The organism is Aeromonas sp. R4-1 (assembly GCF_040908325.1).
GTDB classification, from domain to species: domain Bacteria; phylum Pseudomonadota; class Gammaproteobacteria; order Enterobacterales; family Aeromonadaceae; genus Aeromonas; species Aeromonas veronii.
The window spans coordinates 13,619-30,750 of sequence record NZ_JBFODM010000016.1; the positions used below are offsets into that span (position 1 = coordinate 13,619).

Genomic DNA, 17,132 nt, shown 5'->3' on the forward strand with positions numbered 1-17,132 from the left:
AATTAATGATGAGAAATTACGATGTCACCATTATGGGTATTGCGAGTAGTTATCAATCACTCTGGAATTCACTTAATGAGCTGATTAAAAAGAACTCACCCTATCAGATCAAGTGCGAGAAATATCACTTTGATACGCCATTTATCTCCCCGTTATCTTTTTAAACAGGGTTATTTCGTGGGCTCGCTCTCATTTTCAAGAATGCCACCCAGCAGCGCCTGATAGCGCTCCGGGGTATCCACATCAAACAGGATGGCGGGGCTGTCGACGGGTACCATACGGTGCGGATGCCCGTGCAACCAGCGCCGTACCGACGACTGCACCGGGGCCGCTGCCAGCTCGCGGGCAAGGGATTTTGGCAGCAACACCGGATGGCCCGCCTCCCCCAGCCAGGTGGGAAAGAGTGTCTCACAGCCCCGTGCCTGCCAGAGCTGTTGATATACATCGCGCGGGATACAGGGGAGATCCCCGTGGCTGATAAAGAGGTAGTCAGCGTCACTGGCCGCCAGGGCGCAGCGGATGGAGCTGCCCAGCCCCTGCCGATAGTCGGGATTGTGGACGACAACAATATCCGGCCGTGATCCGTAGCGCGCTTGAAGTTCCTCGCCACGATGGCCCACCACCAGAATAACGCGCTGACAAAAGGCCAGGGCATTTTTGAGACTTGCATCAAGCATTGTCCCCTGGCAATAAGGTAGCATCATTTTCCAGGTACCCATTCGGGAAGATAAACCCGCCGCCGTTATTATACAGTCACACTGCTCTTGTTCTTGGCAACGTTGTTTTCCACTCCCTTCGATATTTATTTTGGTCGTCATTATGTCGCTACCACACGTTGTTGCTGTCGCATTTCCAGATATAGATCCGCTATTAAACCCGCTCACCAAAAATATTGATAGCCATACCACCTTAATTAGCCTCTGCGGGGCCGGTGGAAAAACCAGCACCCTGTTATGGCTGGCGGAATATTTTTATAAGCAGGGTAAAAGGGTGCTAATTACCACCACCACCCGGATGTTTCTGCCTGCCCCGTCACACTATCGGGAATTGATTATCGAGACGGATCCCGTTCGTCAACTTACCCGCTGTCAGGCGCTACCGGATGGCCCAGCGCTGGTTGCCCTGTTCAGCCATCTCGACGAGCGCACCGGAAAGCTGGCGGGCCCCACGCCCCAGCAGATTGATCTCATCAAGGGGCAGCAGCGCTTCGATCTCATCCTGGTCGAAGCGGATGGCGCCCATCACAAGTTATTGAAAGTGCCCGCTTTGCACGAACCTTGCATTCCTCAGCACAGTGATTGGGTGATCGCCCTGACGGGCGGCGCCATGGTGGGGGCCAAGGCCGACCCGCAGCAGATCCACCGCTGGGCAGAGCTTCAGGCCCTGTGCGGGATAGAGGCCGGTGACCCCCTCGACTGGGCCCTGTTTCACCAACTGCTCTCCCACCCCGAGGGGCTGTTCAAGGGCACCCCGGCCAGGGCGCGCCGGATCTGGTTTATCAATGGGGATTATCAAAATGAGGCGTCGTGGCTCGATGAATTGATAAAGCTGCATAGCCGCCACCCCGAGATCCACGCCATCTGGCAGGGGGCCGTGCGCGAATCTCCCCCCATCCGTCACCTGATCTGCACAGCTCCGCACGGGGAGGCGCTTTAGCCTCGCCCCTGACGTTTTAAGGATGAAAAGAGGTACCTTATGAATCTGTTTGCACACGCAGCCCGACTGGAACAGGAGAACACGCCGTTTGCCATGGCCCAGATCATCGAGAGCCGGGGCTCCACCCCGCGCCATCAGGCCCAGATGCTGGTGATGGCCGATGGCCAGATCCTCGGTACCATCGGCGGCGGCATGATCGAGCGGCTGGTGATCGAGGAAGCGATGGCCGCCATTGCCGAACGCAAGCCCCGTATCTTCCACGGCCGGATGGCACGCAACGGTGAGCATGCGGTCGGGTCGGATTGCGGTGGTGCCATGTCGGTCTATATCGATGTCTATGGTCTGCGACCACGGCTGGTGCTCATTGGTGCCGGCCACGTCAACCGGGCTGTGGCCCATGCTGCGGCGCCGCTCGGCTTTGATGTCCATGTAGGGGATTGCTTCGAGGGGAGCCTCAACCCTGACCTCTTCCCCGCCGGTACCCATCTGGTGCAGGCCGATACCATCAGCGCGGTGATCGATAAACTGGCCATCGAGCCCGCCAACTTCGTCATCATCGCCACCAACCATCAGGACAAGGAGGCGCTGGATCGGCTCATCAGCCGTCCCCTCGCTTATCTGGGGCTGCTCGCCAGCAAGCGCAAGGTGCAGACCTTCACCCAGGCGCTGCGCCAACAAGGGGTGAGTCAGGAGCAGTTGCAGCGGCTGCACGCCCCCATCGGCTACAACATAGGTGCCGAGACCCCCGAGGAGATCGCCATCAGCATCCTCGCCGAGCTGCTTCAAGTGAAAAACGGCAAAGCGGGTGGTCTGATGCAGGATGACGTGCGCCTCAAGCGGGATCAACTGGTGGTGATGCGCGGCTCCGGCGATATCGCTACTGGCGTGGCGTTGCGCCTGCACAATGCGGGTTTCAAGGTGGTGATGCTGGATCTCGACAAGCCCACGGTGATCCGCCGCACCGTCGCCTTCGCTCAAGGGATGTTTGATGGTGAAACCAGCGTCGAAGGGGTGCGCGCCAAGCGGGTCGAGAGCGTCGAGCAGGCGTTCGAGCAGCTGGATCGGGGCATCATTCCGCTACTGGTTGACCCCGACTGCGCCACCCTCACCGAGCTCAAGCCCCGCTATCTGGTGGATGCCATCCTCGCCAAGCAGAACCTCGGCACCCACAAGGAGATGGCCCCCATCACGGTCGCCCTCGGCCCGGGATTTGAGGCGGGACGCGACTGCGATGCGGTGATCGAAACCAACCGCGGTCACCATCTGGGGCGGGTCATCTATCAGGGCCCCGCCCAGCCCAATACCGGCATTCCCGGGGTGATCGAGGGGCACTCCGCCCGCCGGGTGGTGCGCGCCCCCGCCCCCGGCGTGATGAGGAGCCTGATCAAGCTCGGTGATCTCGTACAGGAGGGGGATGTGATCGCCCATGTGGGGGACGCTCCCATTATCGCGCCGCTCTCGGGCATGGTGCGGGGGCTGCTCAGCGATGGCATCGAAGTGCCTATCGGCTTCAAGATTGGCGATATCGACCCGCGTGGCGAGCGCGCCGATACCACAACCGTCTCTGACAAGGCACGCGCCATCGGCGGCGCCGTATTGGAAGCCATGATGCATCTGGCCCAGCGCAGATAAGAGAGTGTTCTTAAAACCAGAAGGGCCCGCCATGATGGCGGGCCCTTTTTATCTCTTCTCTGGCAATCGGCTCAGCCGTGCTTGATACGGGTCTCCCCCGCCACCGACACCACTGAGCGTTTGCCCTTGCGACTGATCACCAACAATGCCAGCACGATAAGGGCGATACCGCTCCCCTCCACCGGCCCCGGATTTTCCCCAAGCAGCCACCAGGAGAGCAGCACGCCGGTCACCGGCACCGCCAGGGTGCTGAGGCTGGCAATCCCCGCTGGCAGTTTTTTCAACACAAACAGCCAGAGACTCCAGGCGATGGCAGTGGCGAAGATGGCGCTATAGGCCAGCGCCCCCATCACGTAGGGCTGCCAGTCGATGGGGCGCTCCGGCACCAGCGCCGCCACCAGCGCCATCACTATGGTTGCGTAGATCATCTGCCAGGTAGTGAGGGACATCAGATCCACCCCGGGGTGGCGGACATACATCCGCTTGGCTATGATGGCGCTGATCCCCCAGCAGATGCCGGAGGCAATCCCCGGCAGCGCACTCTTCATGGAATCGAGATGCAGCTGCCAGGGCTCGATCACCAGCAGCAGCCCGCATGCGGCCACCCCGACCGCCAGATAGTGGAGCTTGCGCATCCGCTCGCCGAGAAAGAGCGCCGCGAAGATCACCACCCAGAACGGCATGGTGTAGCTCAGAACGGCCACCTTGCCCGCCCCGCCGCTGATCAGCGCCCACTGGGCCAACCCCACCATGCCGCAGGTCTGGAACAATGCGATGGCGAGGGTATAGCGAAACGGGGTGGGTTTGAGATAACGGCGCCCGCGCAGGGCCAATACCAGCAACAACACCAATGAACCGCACAGGCAGCGCAGGGCAGTGAACTCGAAGGCCCCCGCGTAGAGCATCACCTGCTTCATCACGATCCAGCTGTAACTCCAGATGGCGGTGAGCAGGACCAGTCCCCCCAGCGCCGCCATATTGATCTTTGTGCTCATTACTCTGCCTTTTTGGCGCCTGTGCGCCTGCATGCCGGGCTAACCAGCCCCGAAATGAACCATCTTACTCTTGTGGGGGCCGACAGCCCAAACCTACCCTCCCCCCTGAAGAGCGGCGTTGGCGAAGAACCTTGCCAAGGTGGGCCTCGAACGACCAACACGCTATATACCTCCCTTATGTGACCCCTGGAAAAATCGATTGCCATCATTAAATGCAAATGCTAATACTTCTCACCCCAAAATCCATTCAAGGTTTTCACAAGATGTTTCGTCACCCCCTGGCAAAGTTGCTGCTGCTCGGTCAGCTCGCCCTGATGAGCTGGATGGCGCAGGCAAATCCCCCGGTTGAAGTAGAAGATGTGATGGGCCGCAAGGTCTCCCTCAGCCTGCCGGCCAGCCGTATCATGCTCGGTTTCTATCCCGAGGATTATCTTGCCGTGGCCGGTGAAGGCGGCGCTGATAGGCTGGTGGGCATGTCCCGTGGCTGGTTCGTCAAGTCCCGCCCCGCCATCTGGTCGCTCTATGTGGCTAGCCTGCCGCAACTGGCCAAGGTGCCTGACCTTGGCAATGTGCAGGATCAGAGCTTCTCCATCGAGAAGACCCTGGCGGTCAAGCCCGATCTGCTGATCCTGGCGAAGTGGCAATATGAGGCCCTCGGCCCGGATCTGCCACGCTTCGAACAGGCCGGGATCCCGGTGGTGGTCATCGACTACAACGCCCAGACCCTGGAGCGCCACATTGCGAGCACCTTGCTGCTGGGCAAGGTGACAGGTCAGGAAGCTCGTGCCCAACAGATGGCCGACGAATACAAGGCCAAGATTGACATCATCACCTCCCGCGTTGCCAACGCGAAGCGCCAGCCCCCTCGGGTCTATATCGAGCTGGGCGACAAGGGACCGGCCGAATACAGCTACACCTATGGTAAGGACATGTGGGGCGCGATGGCCCTGCTGGCCGGGGGTGACAACGTCGCGGCTCCCTTCGTCGAGCGCTGGGGCCCCATCCATCCTGAGCAACTGCTGGCGAGCAAACCCGAGGTCATTCTGATGGCGGGCTACGAGAGCGTGAGCAGCGCAGAGGCGATGCAGGTCGGCCAGGAAGTGTCGGCAGAGACCGTGCGCCAGCGCCTACAGGGCTTTGCAGCCCGCCCGGGCTGGAGCGAGTTGCCCGCAGTGCAGCAGGGTCGCCTCTATGCGGTCTATCACGGTGCCACCCGCAGCATCATGGATGCCGCGCTCATCGAGTTCATGGCCAAGGCCCTCTACCCGGATCTGTTCCAGGATCTCGACCCCCTGGCCACCTATCAGGGCTTTTACCAGCGCTATCTGCCCATCCGTCCCCAGGGCACCTTTATGCTGGGCATCAAGCAGGGTGACGCAAACTGAATCCGGTCGTTCGGGCTTTGCCTGTCTAGGCAAAGCCCTCTTCATCCCTCTTTCACCCTTGTGGGCGCCTCTCATGGCGCCCGTTTCAGGATTGTCATCATGAATGATTTGGCTGCCCTCCAGCAGACCCTCGCCCGCCAGCGGCAACGGGAGCGCCGTCGCGGGCACTGGCTCCTGCTGCTCACCCTGGTGCTGTGCATTACCCTGGTGCTCGACATCGCCACCGGCCCCTCTCTGCTGCCACTGGGCGAAGTGGTCGATGCCCTGCTCGCCCCCGCCCAGGCCGATCCCATGACCCGCACCATAGTCCATGACATGCGCCTGCCCATCGCTCTGATGGCGCTGGTGGTCGGTGCGGCACTCGGCCTTGGCGGCGTTCAGATGCAGACCCTGCTGGACAATCCGCTGGCCAGCCCCTACACCCTGGGGCTCGCGGCGGCAGCGGGGCTCGGTGCCGCACTGGCACTCTATACCGGCGGTCTTGGGCTCCCTCCCCTGATTGCCATTCCGGCTGGCGCCTTCATCCTCTGCATGTTTGCCGCGAGCCTTTTATTTGGCCTGGCCATGATGCGCCATGTCAGCAGCCAGACCCTGATCCTGGCGGGCATCGCCCTGCTGTTCCTGTTCCAGTCCCTGCTCTCCCTGCTGCAGTTTCTCTCCTCCCCCGAGCTCAACCAGCAGATCCTGTTCTGGCTGTTTGGCAGCCTGATGCGCACCACCTGGGACTCCCTGATCATCACCGCCGCCGTTACCCTGACCTGCACCCTGCTCATCTACCGGGATGCCTGGGCCCTCACCAGCCTGCGTCTGGGGGAAGCCCGCGCCCGCAGCCTCGGTGTCAACGTGGACAGACTGCGCATGAAGACCCTGATCCTGGTCGCCCTGCTCACCGCCACCGCCACCAGTTTCGTCGGTGTCATCGGCTTCGTTGGCCTGGTGGCGCCCCATATTGCTCGCATGTTGGTGGGGGAGGATCAGCGCTTTTTGATCCCGCTCTCGGCCCTGTGCGGCGCCTGCATGCTCTCGGCGGCCTCGGTGCTCTCCAAGTCCATTATTCCGGGGGCCCTCTTTCCCATCGGCATCGTCACCGCTCTGATTGGCGTGCCCTTCTTCATCTGGTTGATCCTCGGCAGGGGGCGTAAACGTGCTTGAAATATCCCGACTCTCCCTCTCCCTCGGCCAGCAGACCCTGCTGCGAGAGCTCAACCTCACCCTGCATCCGGGTCAAGTCCACGTGATCATCGGCCCGAACGGGACCGGCAAGACCTCCTTGATGCGCACCCTGTTTGGTGAACTGACCCCGAATGGCGGCGATATCCACCTGGGGGGCCAGAGTGCCCGCCAGATGACGCAGGCCAGGTGGCGCCAGCAGTTTGGCTACATGCCCCAGAACATCCAGCTGGAGCTGGACTTGAGCGTCATCGAAGTGGTGGTACTCGGTCGCCTCGACAGCCTCTCCATGCGTCTGGCGGACGAGGACATTCTGGCGGCGGGTCGCGCCCTGCAGGCGCTCGGCATCGCCCATCTGGCTGATCGCCCCCTCTACTCCTTAAGCGGCGGCCAGCGACAGATGGTACTGTTCGCCCAGGTTCTGCTGCGCGATCCCCGCATCATGATGCTGGACGAGCCGGTCAGCGCCCTGGATCTGCACCACCAGATGCAACTGATGGAGCACCTGTGTCAGCAGACCCGCGAGCAGCAGTGGATCACCCTGGTGGTGCTGCACGATCTCAACCTCGCAGCCCAGTTTGCCGATCAGCTTATCGTGCTGGCAGGGGGCGATCTGCAGGCCTTCGGCCCCCCCGCCCGGGTGCTCGACGCGGCCCTTATCGAGCGCCTCTACCATGTGCCGGTGGAGATAAGCCACGATCAGAGCGGCATCCCCTTCCTCAGAACCGTGCGAAAGGCCTCATGACAGAGCGCAGCACAACCCCTGCGGCCCCCTCCCGACATACAAACGGGAGGCGAAGATGAACAGCGCCTCCTACTGGCGGGACTGGCAGGGCATGAGCCCGGCAGCCCGCCTGCTTATCACCAACGGGCTGGCCTTCAACCTCGGCTTCTACATGATGATGCCCTTCCTCGCTCAGCACATGGGTAGCGGGCTGGGTCTCGCCGGTTGGGCCTGTGGCCTGGTCATGGGGATGCGGGTCTTCAGCCAGCAGGGGCTCTTTCTCTTGGGAGGCACCCTTGGGGATCGCATCGGCTATCACCCCGCCATCGTCTGGGGCTGCCTGGTGCGCTCCATAGGCTTCGTGTTGCTCGGCTGGGCCGAGTCCCTGCCCATCCTGCTGCTGGCCGCCGCCCTCACCGGCTTTGCGGGGGCGCTGTTCACCCCTTGCGCCCAGGCGTATCTTGCCAGCGAATGCCACAACCCGAGCCAGCGTCAGCGCGCCTTTGCCCTGCACAATCTCGCCAGCGAGGCGGGCATGCTGCTCGGGCCCCTGGTCGGACTGACACTGACCCAGCAGAGCTATACCCTGACCGGCTTGTTGGCGGCGAGCCTGTTCGCCCTGCTCGGGGTGCTGCAATACCGGGTGCTGCCCAAACGCCCGGTGAGCCGCCAGAGTCCGCGTGGCGCCATTTTACGCCAATGGAGAGAGATAGTGCGCCAGCGCCCTTTTATCGTGTTTACCCTGCTGGCGGGCAGCTACCAGATCCTGTTCCACCAGCTCTATCTCGCCCTGCCCGCCCATATCCAGAGCCTGCCGGACACCACCCACCTGCTCGGCGGCGTCTTTACCCTCTCGGCGGTGATCGGCGTCCTGCTCCAGCTACCAGCCTCCCGTCTGGTAGAGAGGCGCATGGGAGTGCCGCTCGCCATGGGGTTGGGTATCGGGATGATGGGCTTGAGCTACCTGGCTCTACCGCTGCTGGCACCTTGGCCGACGGTAGGCGTATTGACGCAGGTAGCCCTGCTATCGCTCGGATCCATTCTCTGCTTCCCGCTCTTTGCCGCCCAACTGCCCCGCTACGCCCCTCCCGAGCAGCTCGGCAGCTACTACGGCTTCTATGCCAGCGCTGGCGGCTGCATGGCGCTCTTTGGCAACCTGCTCATCGGTTTTATGTTGGGGGATGCGGGCAGCCGCCCCGCCACAGTCATCTGGCTGCTGCTGGCGATGTTTGGTTTGCTCGCCGGTATCGGCCTCTACAGGTTTCTGCCAGCCACAAAACCCGGTCGCCACTCCAACTAGCCCCATTGCCACTCCCACAGAGCGGTTCATCTGGCCTGCAGAACACGATCGACAGTGATGATCCGTCACCGCCATCCCAATAAAACTGAGTGTGGAGCCAAGGCTCCACACTCTATCAGGGGGCCGGATGCCCCTGTGGATCAGTACGCATGATTACAGGCTGATCACGGTACCGGTCTTGCCAGCGATCCCCTCGGCGGCCTTCTCCAACAAGGTGATCAGGGATTTTCGCCCCGGCAGGGATGTGGCAAACGAGAGCGCCGCTTCCACCTTGGGCAACATGGATCCCTTGGCAAACTGCCCCTGTGCGATAAAGCTGTTGGCATCGGCCACGCTCAGCTGATCGAGCCACTGCACATCGGGCTTGCCGAAGTTGATGGCCACTTTCTCTACCGCGGTGAGGATGATCAACATGTCGGCGTCGATAAGCTCCGCCAGCTTGGCACTGGCCCAATCCTTGTCGATCACCGCGCTGGCACCGCGCAGGTGATTCCCCTCCCGCAGCACCGGAATGCCGCCGCCACCGACGGTGATCACAACCTGACCGGCGGCCAGCATGGCAGAGACGGTCTCTTTCTCGATGATATCGACGGGTTTGGGGGATGCGACCACCCGGCGATAGCCACGGCCGGCATCCTCTTTGAGCCGCTCGCCCTTGGCCATCAGCGCCTCGGCCTCCTCCTTGCTGAAGAAACCGCCGATGGGCTTGCTGGGGTCGAGGAAGGCGGGATCATTTTTATCCACCTCAACCTGGGTCACCAGCGTGGCAACCGGCTTGTGAATGCCGCGTTCCAGCAGGGCTTCGCGCAGGGCATTTTGCAGGTCATAGCCGATATAACCCTGACTCAGGGCCACACAGACCGACATGGGCAGATGGGGGGATTTTGGCTCGTGGCGGGCCGCCACTTCGAACGCCTGCTGGATCATCCCCACCTGCGGCCCGTTGCCGTGGGTGACCACCACCTCGTGCCCCAGGGCGATCAGGTCAGCGATGGTGTGCACCGTGCTCTGCACCGCCTTCATCTGCTCGGGCAGGTTGTTGCCCAGAGCGTTGCCCCCCAGGGCTAGTACGATACGCTGTTTCATCTTGTTATCTCCAGTGATGGGACAAGCCGGCGCGATACCGGCCCACCTTTCGTTGTTCACATAACCTTGCTGATTTGCGTGTTTCGAACGAATTGTCAGCCTGCCACCAAGGGGCAAGGCGAGCACAGATCCGGCGCCAAGGCCGGATCAAAGGGCGCTCTGGCCAGAAAGCGGCCATGACCACGCCGCCCCAGAAACTCGCCATCGCGGGCGACTATCTCGGCACGGCTCAGAGTCATTCTGATCCGGCCGGGGCAGCGCATCCCCTCGTAGGGGCTGTAGTCACCGTTGTCGTGCAGCAGTGGATGAGAAATCAGGGTGTCACCGCGGGGATCCATGATCACCAGATCGGTGTCAGACCCCGGTTGCAGGTTGCCCTTGCGCGGCCAGAGGCCAAACAGGCGCGCCGGATTGGCGCTGGTGAGAGCTACAAAGCGTGATGGCGAGATACGCCCGCCCAACACCCCGTGGGCAAAGAGCAGCAGCATCCGGTTTTCGACCCCGGGCAAGCCGTTGGGACAGCGGCTGAAATCGCCCCCCGAGAGAGTCATGCGCTGGGCGTGGGAGAAGTTGCAGTGATCGGTCGCCACCGTATCGATGTCGCCCGCAGCGATACCGACCCACAGCTTGTCCTGCTCGCGGCGTGAGCGCAGCGGCGGGCTCAGCAGATAGTCGACCCCGTTCTCCTTGTAATAACACTGCTCATCGAGCAGCAGATATTGCGGGCAGGTCTCCACCCAGACCGGCAGCCCCTGACGACGCGCCAGTTTCAGATACTCCAGCCCCAAGCCGTTGGAGAGGTGGACGATATAGAGTGGCGCATTGCCAGCGAGCCCCGCCAGATTGATCATCCGGGCCACCGCCTCGGCTTCGCACTCCAGCGGGCGGCTTTGCGGGTGATACCAAGGCTCATGATGGCCTGCGGCCAATAGGGCCGCCCGGCGCGCCGCGATGGCGGCATCGTTCTCGGGATGGACGGTGGCAAGCGCCCCCACCTCCTTGAGGCGGGCCAGCGCGCGCAACACATCGTGATCTCCGAGCTTGTACTGGTAGGTGAGATAGAGCTTGAAGCTGCTGATCCCCTCCTCCTGCACCATGGCGGCCATCTCGTGGAGGATGGCGTCATCCACATGCTGGACAACCCCGTGAAAGCTGTAATCGATCACCGCCTGATCGGCGGCATAGTCGTGATAGCGGGCCAGCTGGTGATGCAGGTTACACCCAGCCGGGCCAAATCCCATGTGATCGACGATGGTGGTGGTGCCACCACAGGCGGCAGCACGGGTACCGCTGAAAAAGTCATCGCAACTGCGGGCAATGCCGACATCGATGTTGAAGTGGGTGTGGACGTCGATGCCACCCGGCATCACATAGCAGCCGCTGGCATCGATCACGTCGGTCTCGCTATCGGGCTGGATAGCAGCGGCGCGCGCGCGGATCACCCCGTTCTCGATCAGCAGATCCTGACGATATTCCCCCTGCGCATCGACCAGCACACCGTTTTTGATCAGCCGTTTCATTCCCACCACCTCGAACATCACTTCAAACAGCAAAGCCCCGCCTCAATGGAGACGGGGCACTTGCAACAGCCGGGCGGTGATGAGAGTCACCGCCCGGCAGCCCCCTTACTTGTCCAGCTCGGCCAGATAGAGCATGGGGATCACGGCGTACATGGCGGCGCACTTGACCAGATGCTCTTTCCAGGTCTTCTCGTTCGGGGCGTGGGCTTCCGGCTCTTTACCCGGGCCAAAACCGATGACCGGAATACCGTGGCGACCCATGATGGAGACCCCGTTAGTCGAGAAGGTCCACTTGTCCACCACCGGCTCCTTGTTGAACAGCTCGCGATAAGCCTTGGAGAGGGTTTTGACGGTGATGTGATCCTCTTCCACCTTCCAGGTCGGGAAGTAGCACTCGGTCGGGTAGACCAGACCGGTATAGGCCGGACGGTCGTACTGGTACATGGAGACCTCGGCACCGGCGGCTTGCACCGCAGGCAGGGCACGGATCTCGTCGAGCGCACCTTGCCAGGTCTCGCCCCAGGTGAGGCGGCGGTCGATGGAGACGGCGCAGCTGTCGGCGACAGCGCAGCGGCTCGGCGAAGTGAAGAAGATTTCGGAGACGGTCAGGGTGCCCTTGCCGAGGAAGTCGTCATTGCCTAGGTTGTGGCTGAGCTCCTGCAGCTCGCCGAGGATCGGGCCCATCTTGAAGATGGCGTTGTCACCGCGCTCCGGCGCAGAGCCGTGGCAGCTGACCCCCTGCACCTCGACGCGGATCTCCATGCGGCCACGCTGGCCACGGTAGATCTGGCAGTCGGTGGGTTCGGTACTGACCACGAACTCGGGGCGGATCTTGCTCTGCTCGATGATGTACTGCCAGCAGAGACCGTCGCAGTCCTCCTCTTGCACGGTACCGGTCACCAGCAGGGTGTACTGATCTTCCAGCCCCAGATCCTTGATGATCTTGCCCGCATAAACCATGGAGGCCATGCCGCCTTCCTGATCGGAGGCACCGCGACCGCCGATGATCTCGTGATCTTCCATCCCCTCGTAGGGGTCGAACTTCCAGTTGGCCATGTTGCCGACGCCCACGGTATCGATGTGGGCATCCATGGCGATCAGGTGCGGGCCGTGGCCGATATAACCCAGCACGTTACCCATGGGGTCGATCTCGACCTTGTCGAAACCAACCTTCTCCATCTCCTGCTTGATGCGCAGCACCACGCGCTCTTCATCGCAGCTCTCGCTCGGGATGGCGATCATGTCGCGCAGGAACTGACTCATCTCGGCCTTGTACTGGTAGGCCTTCTCCAACACCATTTCAAACGGAATTTGCTTGCTCATTGTGATTCTCCATAACAACTGAGAGTGCGCGGCCTGTTCGTCGGCAGCGCCCTGTGCCCGTTACCGCGCCCCGTTGGCGAGGCGCGATCAGTTCTTCAATTCGTGTCTCTGCTCTGGCAGGAGAGTTAGTCGCAGGCAGGATGCTTGCCTTCCCACACCACTTCCCGGTAGTGGGTCACATCGGTGTCCCCTTCGGTGTTGATGATCAGCACGACCGAGTTGCTATCCAGCCCGAGACGAGCCATCAGCGCCGCGCGATCCGGGTGGTGACGCACCGCCGCCAGCACGCCGGTACCGACCGAGCCGGATTCGCCGGAGATGATTCGGGGATCATTGCCAAGGGGGTTGCCAAGCACTCTCATTCCCAGTGCCGACACCTTGTCGTGGCAGGAGATGAACTGGGTGGTGCAGCTTCTGAGCAGTGGCCAACCAAGGGGATTGGGTTCGCCACAGGCGAGACCGGCCATGATGGTGCGCATATCGCCCCCCACGTTGACCATCTCCCCCGCCACACCGGAGCGGTAGATACAGTCTGCCTGATCCGGCTCGACTACTATGCTGTGCAGGTTTTTCGCCCCGAAGCAGTCCACCAGATAACCGAGCACCCCGCCCGCCAGCGCCCCGACCCCGGCCTGCAGCAGCACATGGGTCGGCTGCTTGATGCCCATATCCTGCATCTGCTCGACCGCTTCGTCGGCCAGAGTGGAGTAACCCTGCATGATCCAGGTCGGGATCTTGGTGTAACCCTCCCAGGCTGTGTCCTGCACTATGTGCCAGCCGCGCTCTTCGGCCATCTTCATGGTCAGGCGCACGGTGTCGTCATAGTTCATGTCGGTGACGATGCACTCGGCACCGAGATTGAGGATGTGGTCAACCCGCTCCTGGGCTGAGCCCTTGGGCATGTAGACCACCGCATGCTGACCTACCTGCTTGGCGGCCCAGGCGACGCCGCGACCGTGGTTGCCATCTGTGGTGGTGGCGAAGGTCATCGGCTCCTTGATGGTGCGTTTGATGAGATCGAAGGAGAAGTCCTCGATGGCCACCCCGTACTTTTCACAGAGCAGGTTGGCGATGGCATAAACGCCACCCAGCATCTTGAAGGCATTGAGGCCAAAGCGCTTTGACTCGTCTTTGACCAATATATTTTTCACCCCGATATAGGCGGCCAGATCTTTTAGGTCGCACAATGGGGTCGGCTCATAACCGGCCAGTTTTTTATGAAAAGCGCGAGCCTTTTGTGCTTCGGCGCGAGAAAACAGCGGAGATGGCTCGGCGGTAAAAAAGCGGTTATCGGCAATATCCATCTTCAAAGAAAATTGGGACATGCTTACCTCACTAGGCGTTACCTGACAAAGAGCTGCCTCGCCGGGAGATCCGTTATTCAGATACCACGGGGAGAAAACTCGAAATAATGGATTCGACAGCGTGGGCAGGATGAATATTCACCCTGCCCTTCTGCTATTTATTTCACCCGCTTTTGCGCCTCTTTAATCAGATTTTCCAGGGTTTCTGCCGGGGCGGAGAATTTACGAGCCATGATCATGGCGGCAATAATATAGGGCTTCCAGCTCGCCTCTTTGTAAGTGGCGATACGGTATTTCTCGAATACCCCTTCGGTCACTTCGCCCTCTTTGCAGGAGACGCCGGAAATATCGGCGGGCAGGCAGTGCATATAGAGCGCTTCGCCCCCCTTGGTGAGCTTCATCATCTCCTCGGTGCAGTGCCAATCCTTGTGCTTGGCGTTCTGCTCAAGGCAGTGTTTCTCCAGCTCTTTGAGGCCAGCGTGGTCATTGGCGCGCAGCAACTCGGTGCGCTGCTCCATCACCTTGTAGGGGGCCCAGGACTTGGGATAGACGATATCGGCATCCTTGAACGCCTCTTCCATGGAGGTGACCTGACGGAAGCTGCCGCCAGATGCCTTGGCATTCTCCTTGGCTACTTCGATCACGTCCGGGATCAGGTCATACCCTTCCGGATGGGCCAGGGTCACGTCCATACCGAAACGGGTCATCAAGCCGATGATGCCCTGCGGCACGGAGAGCGGCTTGCCGTAGCTCGGGGAGTAGGCCCAGGTCATCGCAATCTTCTTGCCCTTGAGGCTCTCCAGACTACCGAAGTGCTCCTGTAACCAGGCGAGATCAGCCATCGACTGGGTCGGGTGATCAATGTCGCACTGCAGGTTGACCAGCGCCGGACGCTGGGGCAGCACTCCCTTCTCGAACCCTTCATCCAGTGCGGCGCCCACTTCGCGCATATAGGCGTTGCCGGCACCGAGGAACATGTCGTCACGGATCCCGATGGCATCGGCGCAAAACGAGATCATGTTGGCGGTTTCACGGACGGTTTCGCCATGGGCGATCTGGGATTTGCCCTCATCCAGATCCTGCTGGGCCAGACCGAGCAGGTTCAGCGCAGAGGCGTAAGAGAAGCGGGTTCGGGTGGAGTTATCGCGGAAAACCGAGATACCGAGCCCGCTGTTAAACAGTTTGGTGCAGATATTTTCGGCGCGCAGGGTCTTGAGGGATTCGGCCAGTTTCAATACCAACTCCAGCTCCTGAGGCGTTTGCTCCCAGGTCAGCAGAAAATCTTTTTCATGCAGGTTGGATTTGAGTGCTCTGATCTCTTTGATTAATTCGTTAACTGCTTTCATCGTTCGCCCCAATCATTGGATGAGATATGGATAGCTCCCCTTTCACTCACGATGTCACCAGCATCCCGGTTGTGGGTGAGCGCGTCGGTTAGCGTCGATATGAGGCAATCAATAACCGTGCCAAACCAATAAAATGCAGGCAGATATTAATAAATGACGAAAGTGTGTGATGCCACCCACAAAATCAGTGGCTATTTCAGCGGTTTATTCCATAAAAGGATGGATGGGGTAGCCAAGCGATAAAATAGCTGGGTGATAATAATCAGAGGCGATATCTCGGCATCGGTGAGAATTATCATCAAAGGCCCGTTTCAGGGGCTGAAATGATATCAGCGGGGTTGCCGTTATCATTATGATAATGCCGTGCAGTGACTTGCTCTTTTGTTACCACCTCTTCTGCAGCAATGTCACTGCTATTTAACCTCCCCTGCACTCCAGGGCGAGAGCGTGAACATATTGTTAAATTGACTTCAATTCAGCCAGCCCTGAATCCAATACCTTTTCCAGATATGGGCTGCTCATGCCCGCAAATTGCTGCTTCTTCCGCAAGCTTGCCTTACGGCTGGTTTCGGCTCGCAGCATGTTTTGCGCCATGTGTCGTGCACAGGCCAATATTTGAGGGGCATCACCTCGATATATCTGGCAGGCATCCTCATTCATCACGACATCCAGAACCCAGTGCAGGCTATTTTCAATTGCCCAGTGCCCTCGTACCGCTGAAGCAAACTGCTCTGGTGTCAGTTCAGCCGAGCTGATGTAGTAGCGATACTCCATCGAAAATTTTTCCATATTTTCAATTCGATAGGATATTGCGACACCGACAGTCTTCAGCGATTTCCACTCTGGAAATTGCTCTGATAGTGCTCCGGCTGGTAACACATGGTACTCGCGGCCATCGATGCGACCGTGCTCTTTCTCGACACTGAGCGTTTCTTCACTCAGCGGCTTCTTGGTCGACTCGGCCAGAGCTGCGCGTACTGCATTATGCAGTGTGGGCTGGTTACCTTTTACCGCCAGCAAGTAGTCGCCACCGCCCTTGACTATGGTTGAGGCTATTCCAGTCTGGCAGCCCATGGCATCGATGGATACCAGGCAGCCTTTTATATCGAGGAGTGCCAGTAATTCAGGAATGGCGGTGATTTCGTTAGATTTCTCATCTGTTTTGACTTGCCCGAGCACCAGACGATTCTCAGCGGCAAAGGCACTGACCATATGAATGGTAGACTGACGACTGTCTCGGTCGTAAGAGCTGCGTAAGGTCTTGCCGTCAATGGCAATCAGCTCACCATCGGTACGTTCTGATGTTGCTTGCATCCAGCGGACGAAGGCGTTCTGGAATTGCTCCGGTTGAATACGGGAGATGATCCTGGCTATGGTGTCGTGAACAGGTAATCCGTTATGAAACAATCCATTACGCTGAAACCATTCCAGATGTGCCTCGCCGAAAAGCTCGATATCTTCCCAACCTTGAGCTCCACCAATAGCAGCACAGACGGTGAGAAAAACCACATCGAAGAAGGGGTACGCGATTTTGGTTGTCTGACGAGGGTCTTCAAGTTCGGAGAAGAATTGGGTAAATGCCGCTTGATGGTTCATGACGAAACTCCCGTAAAAGAGAGTATAAGATCACACCCTGTTCGGTCGGTCAAATCCTCGTGCCCTGCTTAAAAAACGTTCGCGATCTTGCCCTG

14 protein-coding genes are annotated in these 17,132 nt (G+C 60.0%); 6 read left to right on the forward strand and 8 right to left on the reverse strand.

What is annotated here, in order from left to right; genetic code table 11:
• Positions 1-170 precede the first annotated feature (170 nt).
• Complete coding sequence (gene mocA / locus AB5Y90_RS01605; RefSeq protein WP_307894946.1) at positions 171-818, reverse strand: molybdenum cofactor cytidylyltransferase; 648 nt, start codon at positions 816-818, stop codon at positions 171-173.
• Position 819: 1 nt separating this feature from the next.
• On the opposite strand from mocA, the gene yqeC reads away from it, so the two are divergent.
• Together yqeC and yqeB are read left to right on the forward strand one after the other, a co-directional pair.
• Positions 820-1,656: a selenium cofactor biosynthesis protein YqeC gene (gene yqeC, locus AB5Y90_RS01610; RefSeq protein ID WP_307894947.1), complete on the forward strand. Its 837-nt coding sequence runs from the start codon at positions 820-822 to the stop codon at positions 1,654-1,656.
• 39 nt (positions 1,657-1,695) lie between these two features.
• Positions 1,696-3,288 (forward strand): selenium-dependent molybdenum cofactor biosynthesis protein YqeB, encoded by a 1,593-nt coding sequence (gene yqeB / locus AB5Y90_RS01615; RefSeq protein ID WP_368166458.1) that lies wholly within the window; start codon positions 1,696-1,698, stop codon positions 3,286-3,288.
• A gap of 71 nt (positions 3,289-3,359) precedes the next feature.
• Here yqeB and AB5Y90_RS01620 read toward each other — a convergent pair whose 3' ends face one another.
• Positions 3,360-4,283, reverse strand: coding sequence for a DMT family transporter (locus AB5Y90_RS01620; protein WP_368166459.1), 924 nt, complete (start codon positions 4,281-4,283; stop codon positions 3,360-3,362).
• Between the two features lie 263 nt (positions 4,284-4,546).
• On the opposite strand from AB5Y90_RS01620, the gene AB5Y90_RS01625 reads away from it, so the two are divergent.
• The 4 genes from AB5Y90_RS01625 (at position 4,547) to AB5Y90_RS01640 (ending at position 8,862) form a co-directional block, all read left to right on the forward strand.
• A complete protein-coding gene (locus tag AB5Y90_RS01625) occupies positions 4,547-5,668 on the forward strand; it encodes an ABC transporter substrate-binding protein (protein WP_307894951.1) in 1,122 nt (373 codons plus the stop codon).
• 99 nt (positions 5,669-5,767) lie between these two features.
• Positions 5,768-6,820, forward strand: coding sequence for an iron ABC transporter permease (locus AB5Y90_RS01630; RefSeq protein ID WP_320545005.1), 1,053 nt, complete (start codon positions 5,768-5,770; stop codon positions 6,818-6,820).
• Positions 6,813-7,583: an ABC transporter ATP-binding protein gene (locus tag AB5Y90_RS01635; protein WP_307894954.1), complete on the forward strand. Its 771-nt coding sequence runs from the start codon at positions 6,813-6,815 to the stop codon at positions 7,581-7,583. Before AB5Y90_RS01630 ends, AB5Y90_RS01635 begins: the two co-directional genes overlap by 8 nt.
• A 55-nt stretch (positions 7,584-7,638) precedes the next feature.
• Positions 7,639-8,862 (forward strand): MFS transporter, encoded by a 1,224-nt coding sequence (locus tag AB5Y90_RS01640; protein WP_307894955.1) that lies wholly within the window; start codon positions 7,639-7,641, stop codon positions 8,860-8,862.
• 153 nt (positions 8,863-9,015) lie between these two features.
• Here AB5Y90_RS01640 and arcC read toward each other — a convergent pair whose 3' ends face one another.
• The 6 genes from arcC to AB5Y90_RS01670 all read right to left on the reverse strand — a co-directional run bounded on the left by arcC (position 9,016) and on the right by AB5Y90_RS01670 (position 17,037).
• The gene (gene arcC, locus AB5Y90_RS01645) at positions 9,016-9,948 is read right to left on the reverse strand and encodes a carbamate kinase (protein ID WP_368166460.1); all 933 of its coding nucleotides are present in this window, start codon (positions 9,946-9,948) and stop codon (positions 9,016-9,018) included.
• A 95-nt stretch (positions 9,949-10,043) separates the two neighbouring features.
• Positions 10,044-11,468 (reverse strand): dihydropyrimidinase, encoded by a 1,425-nt coding sequence (gene hydA / locus AB5Y90_RS01650; RefSeq protein WP_368166461.1) that lies wholly within the window; start codon positions 11,466-11,468, stop codon positions 10,044-10,046.
• Between the two features lie 105 nt (positions 11,469-11,573).
• Entirely contained in the window at positions 11,574-12,791 is a 1,218-nt protein-coding gene (locus AB5Y90_RS01655) for a YgeY family selenium metabolism-linked hydrolase (protein ID WP_101530615.1), read from the reverse strand.
• A 125-nt stretch (positions 12,792-12,916) separates the two neighbouring features.
• On the reverse strand, positions 12,917-14,116 hold the full coding sequence (gene dpaL / locus AB5Y90_RS01660) for a diaminopropionate ammonia-lyase (protein ID WP_021230018.1): 1,200 nt from the start codon (positions 14,114-14,116) through the stop codon (positions 12,917-12,919).
• 137 nt (positions 14,117-14,253) lie between these two features.
• A complete protein-coding gene (gene ygeW / locus AB5Y90_RS01665) occupies positions 14,254-15,441 on the reverse strand; it encodes a knotted carbamoyltransferase YgeW (RefSeq protein WP_005336811.1) in 1,188 nt (395 codons plus the stop codon).
• A 459-nt stretch (positions 15,442-15,900) separates the two neighbouring features.
• A complete protein-coding gene (locus AB5Y90_RS01670) occupies positions 15,901-17,037 on the reverse strand; it encodes an ISAs1 family transposase (RefSeq protein ID WP_024943479.1) in 1,137 nt (378 codons plus the stop codon).
• Positions 17,038-17,132: the final 95 nt, after the last annotated feature.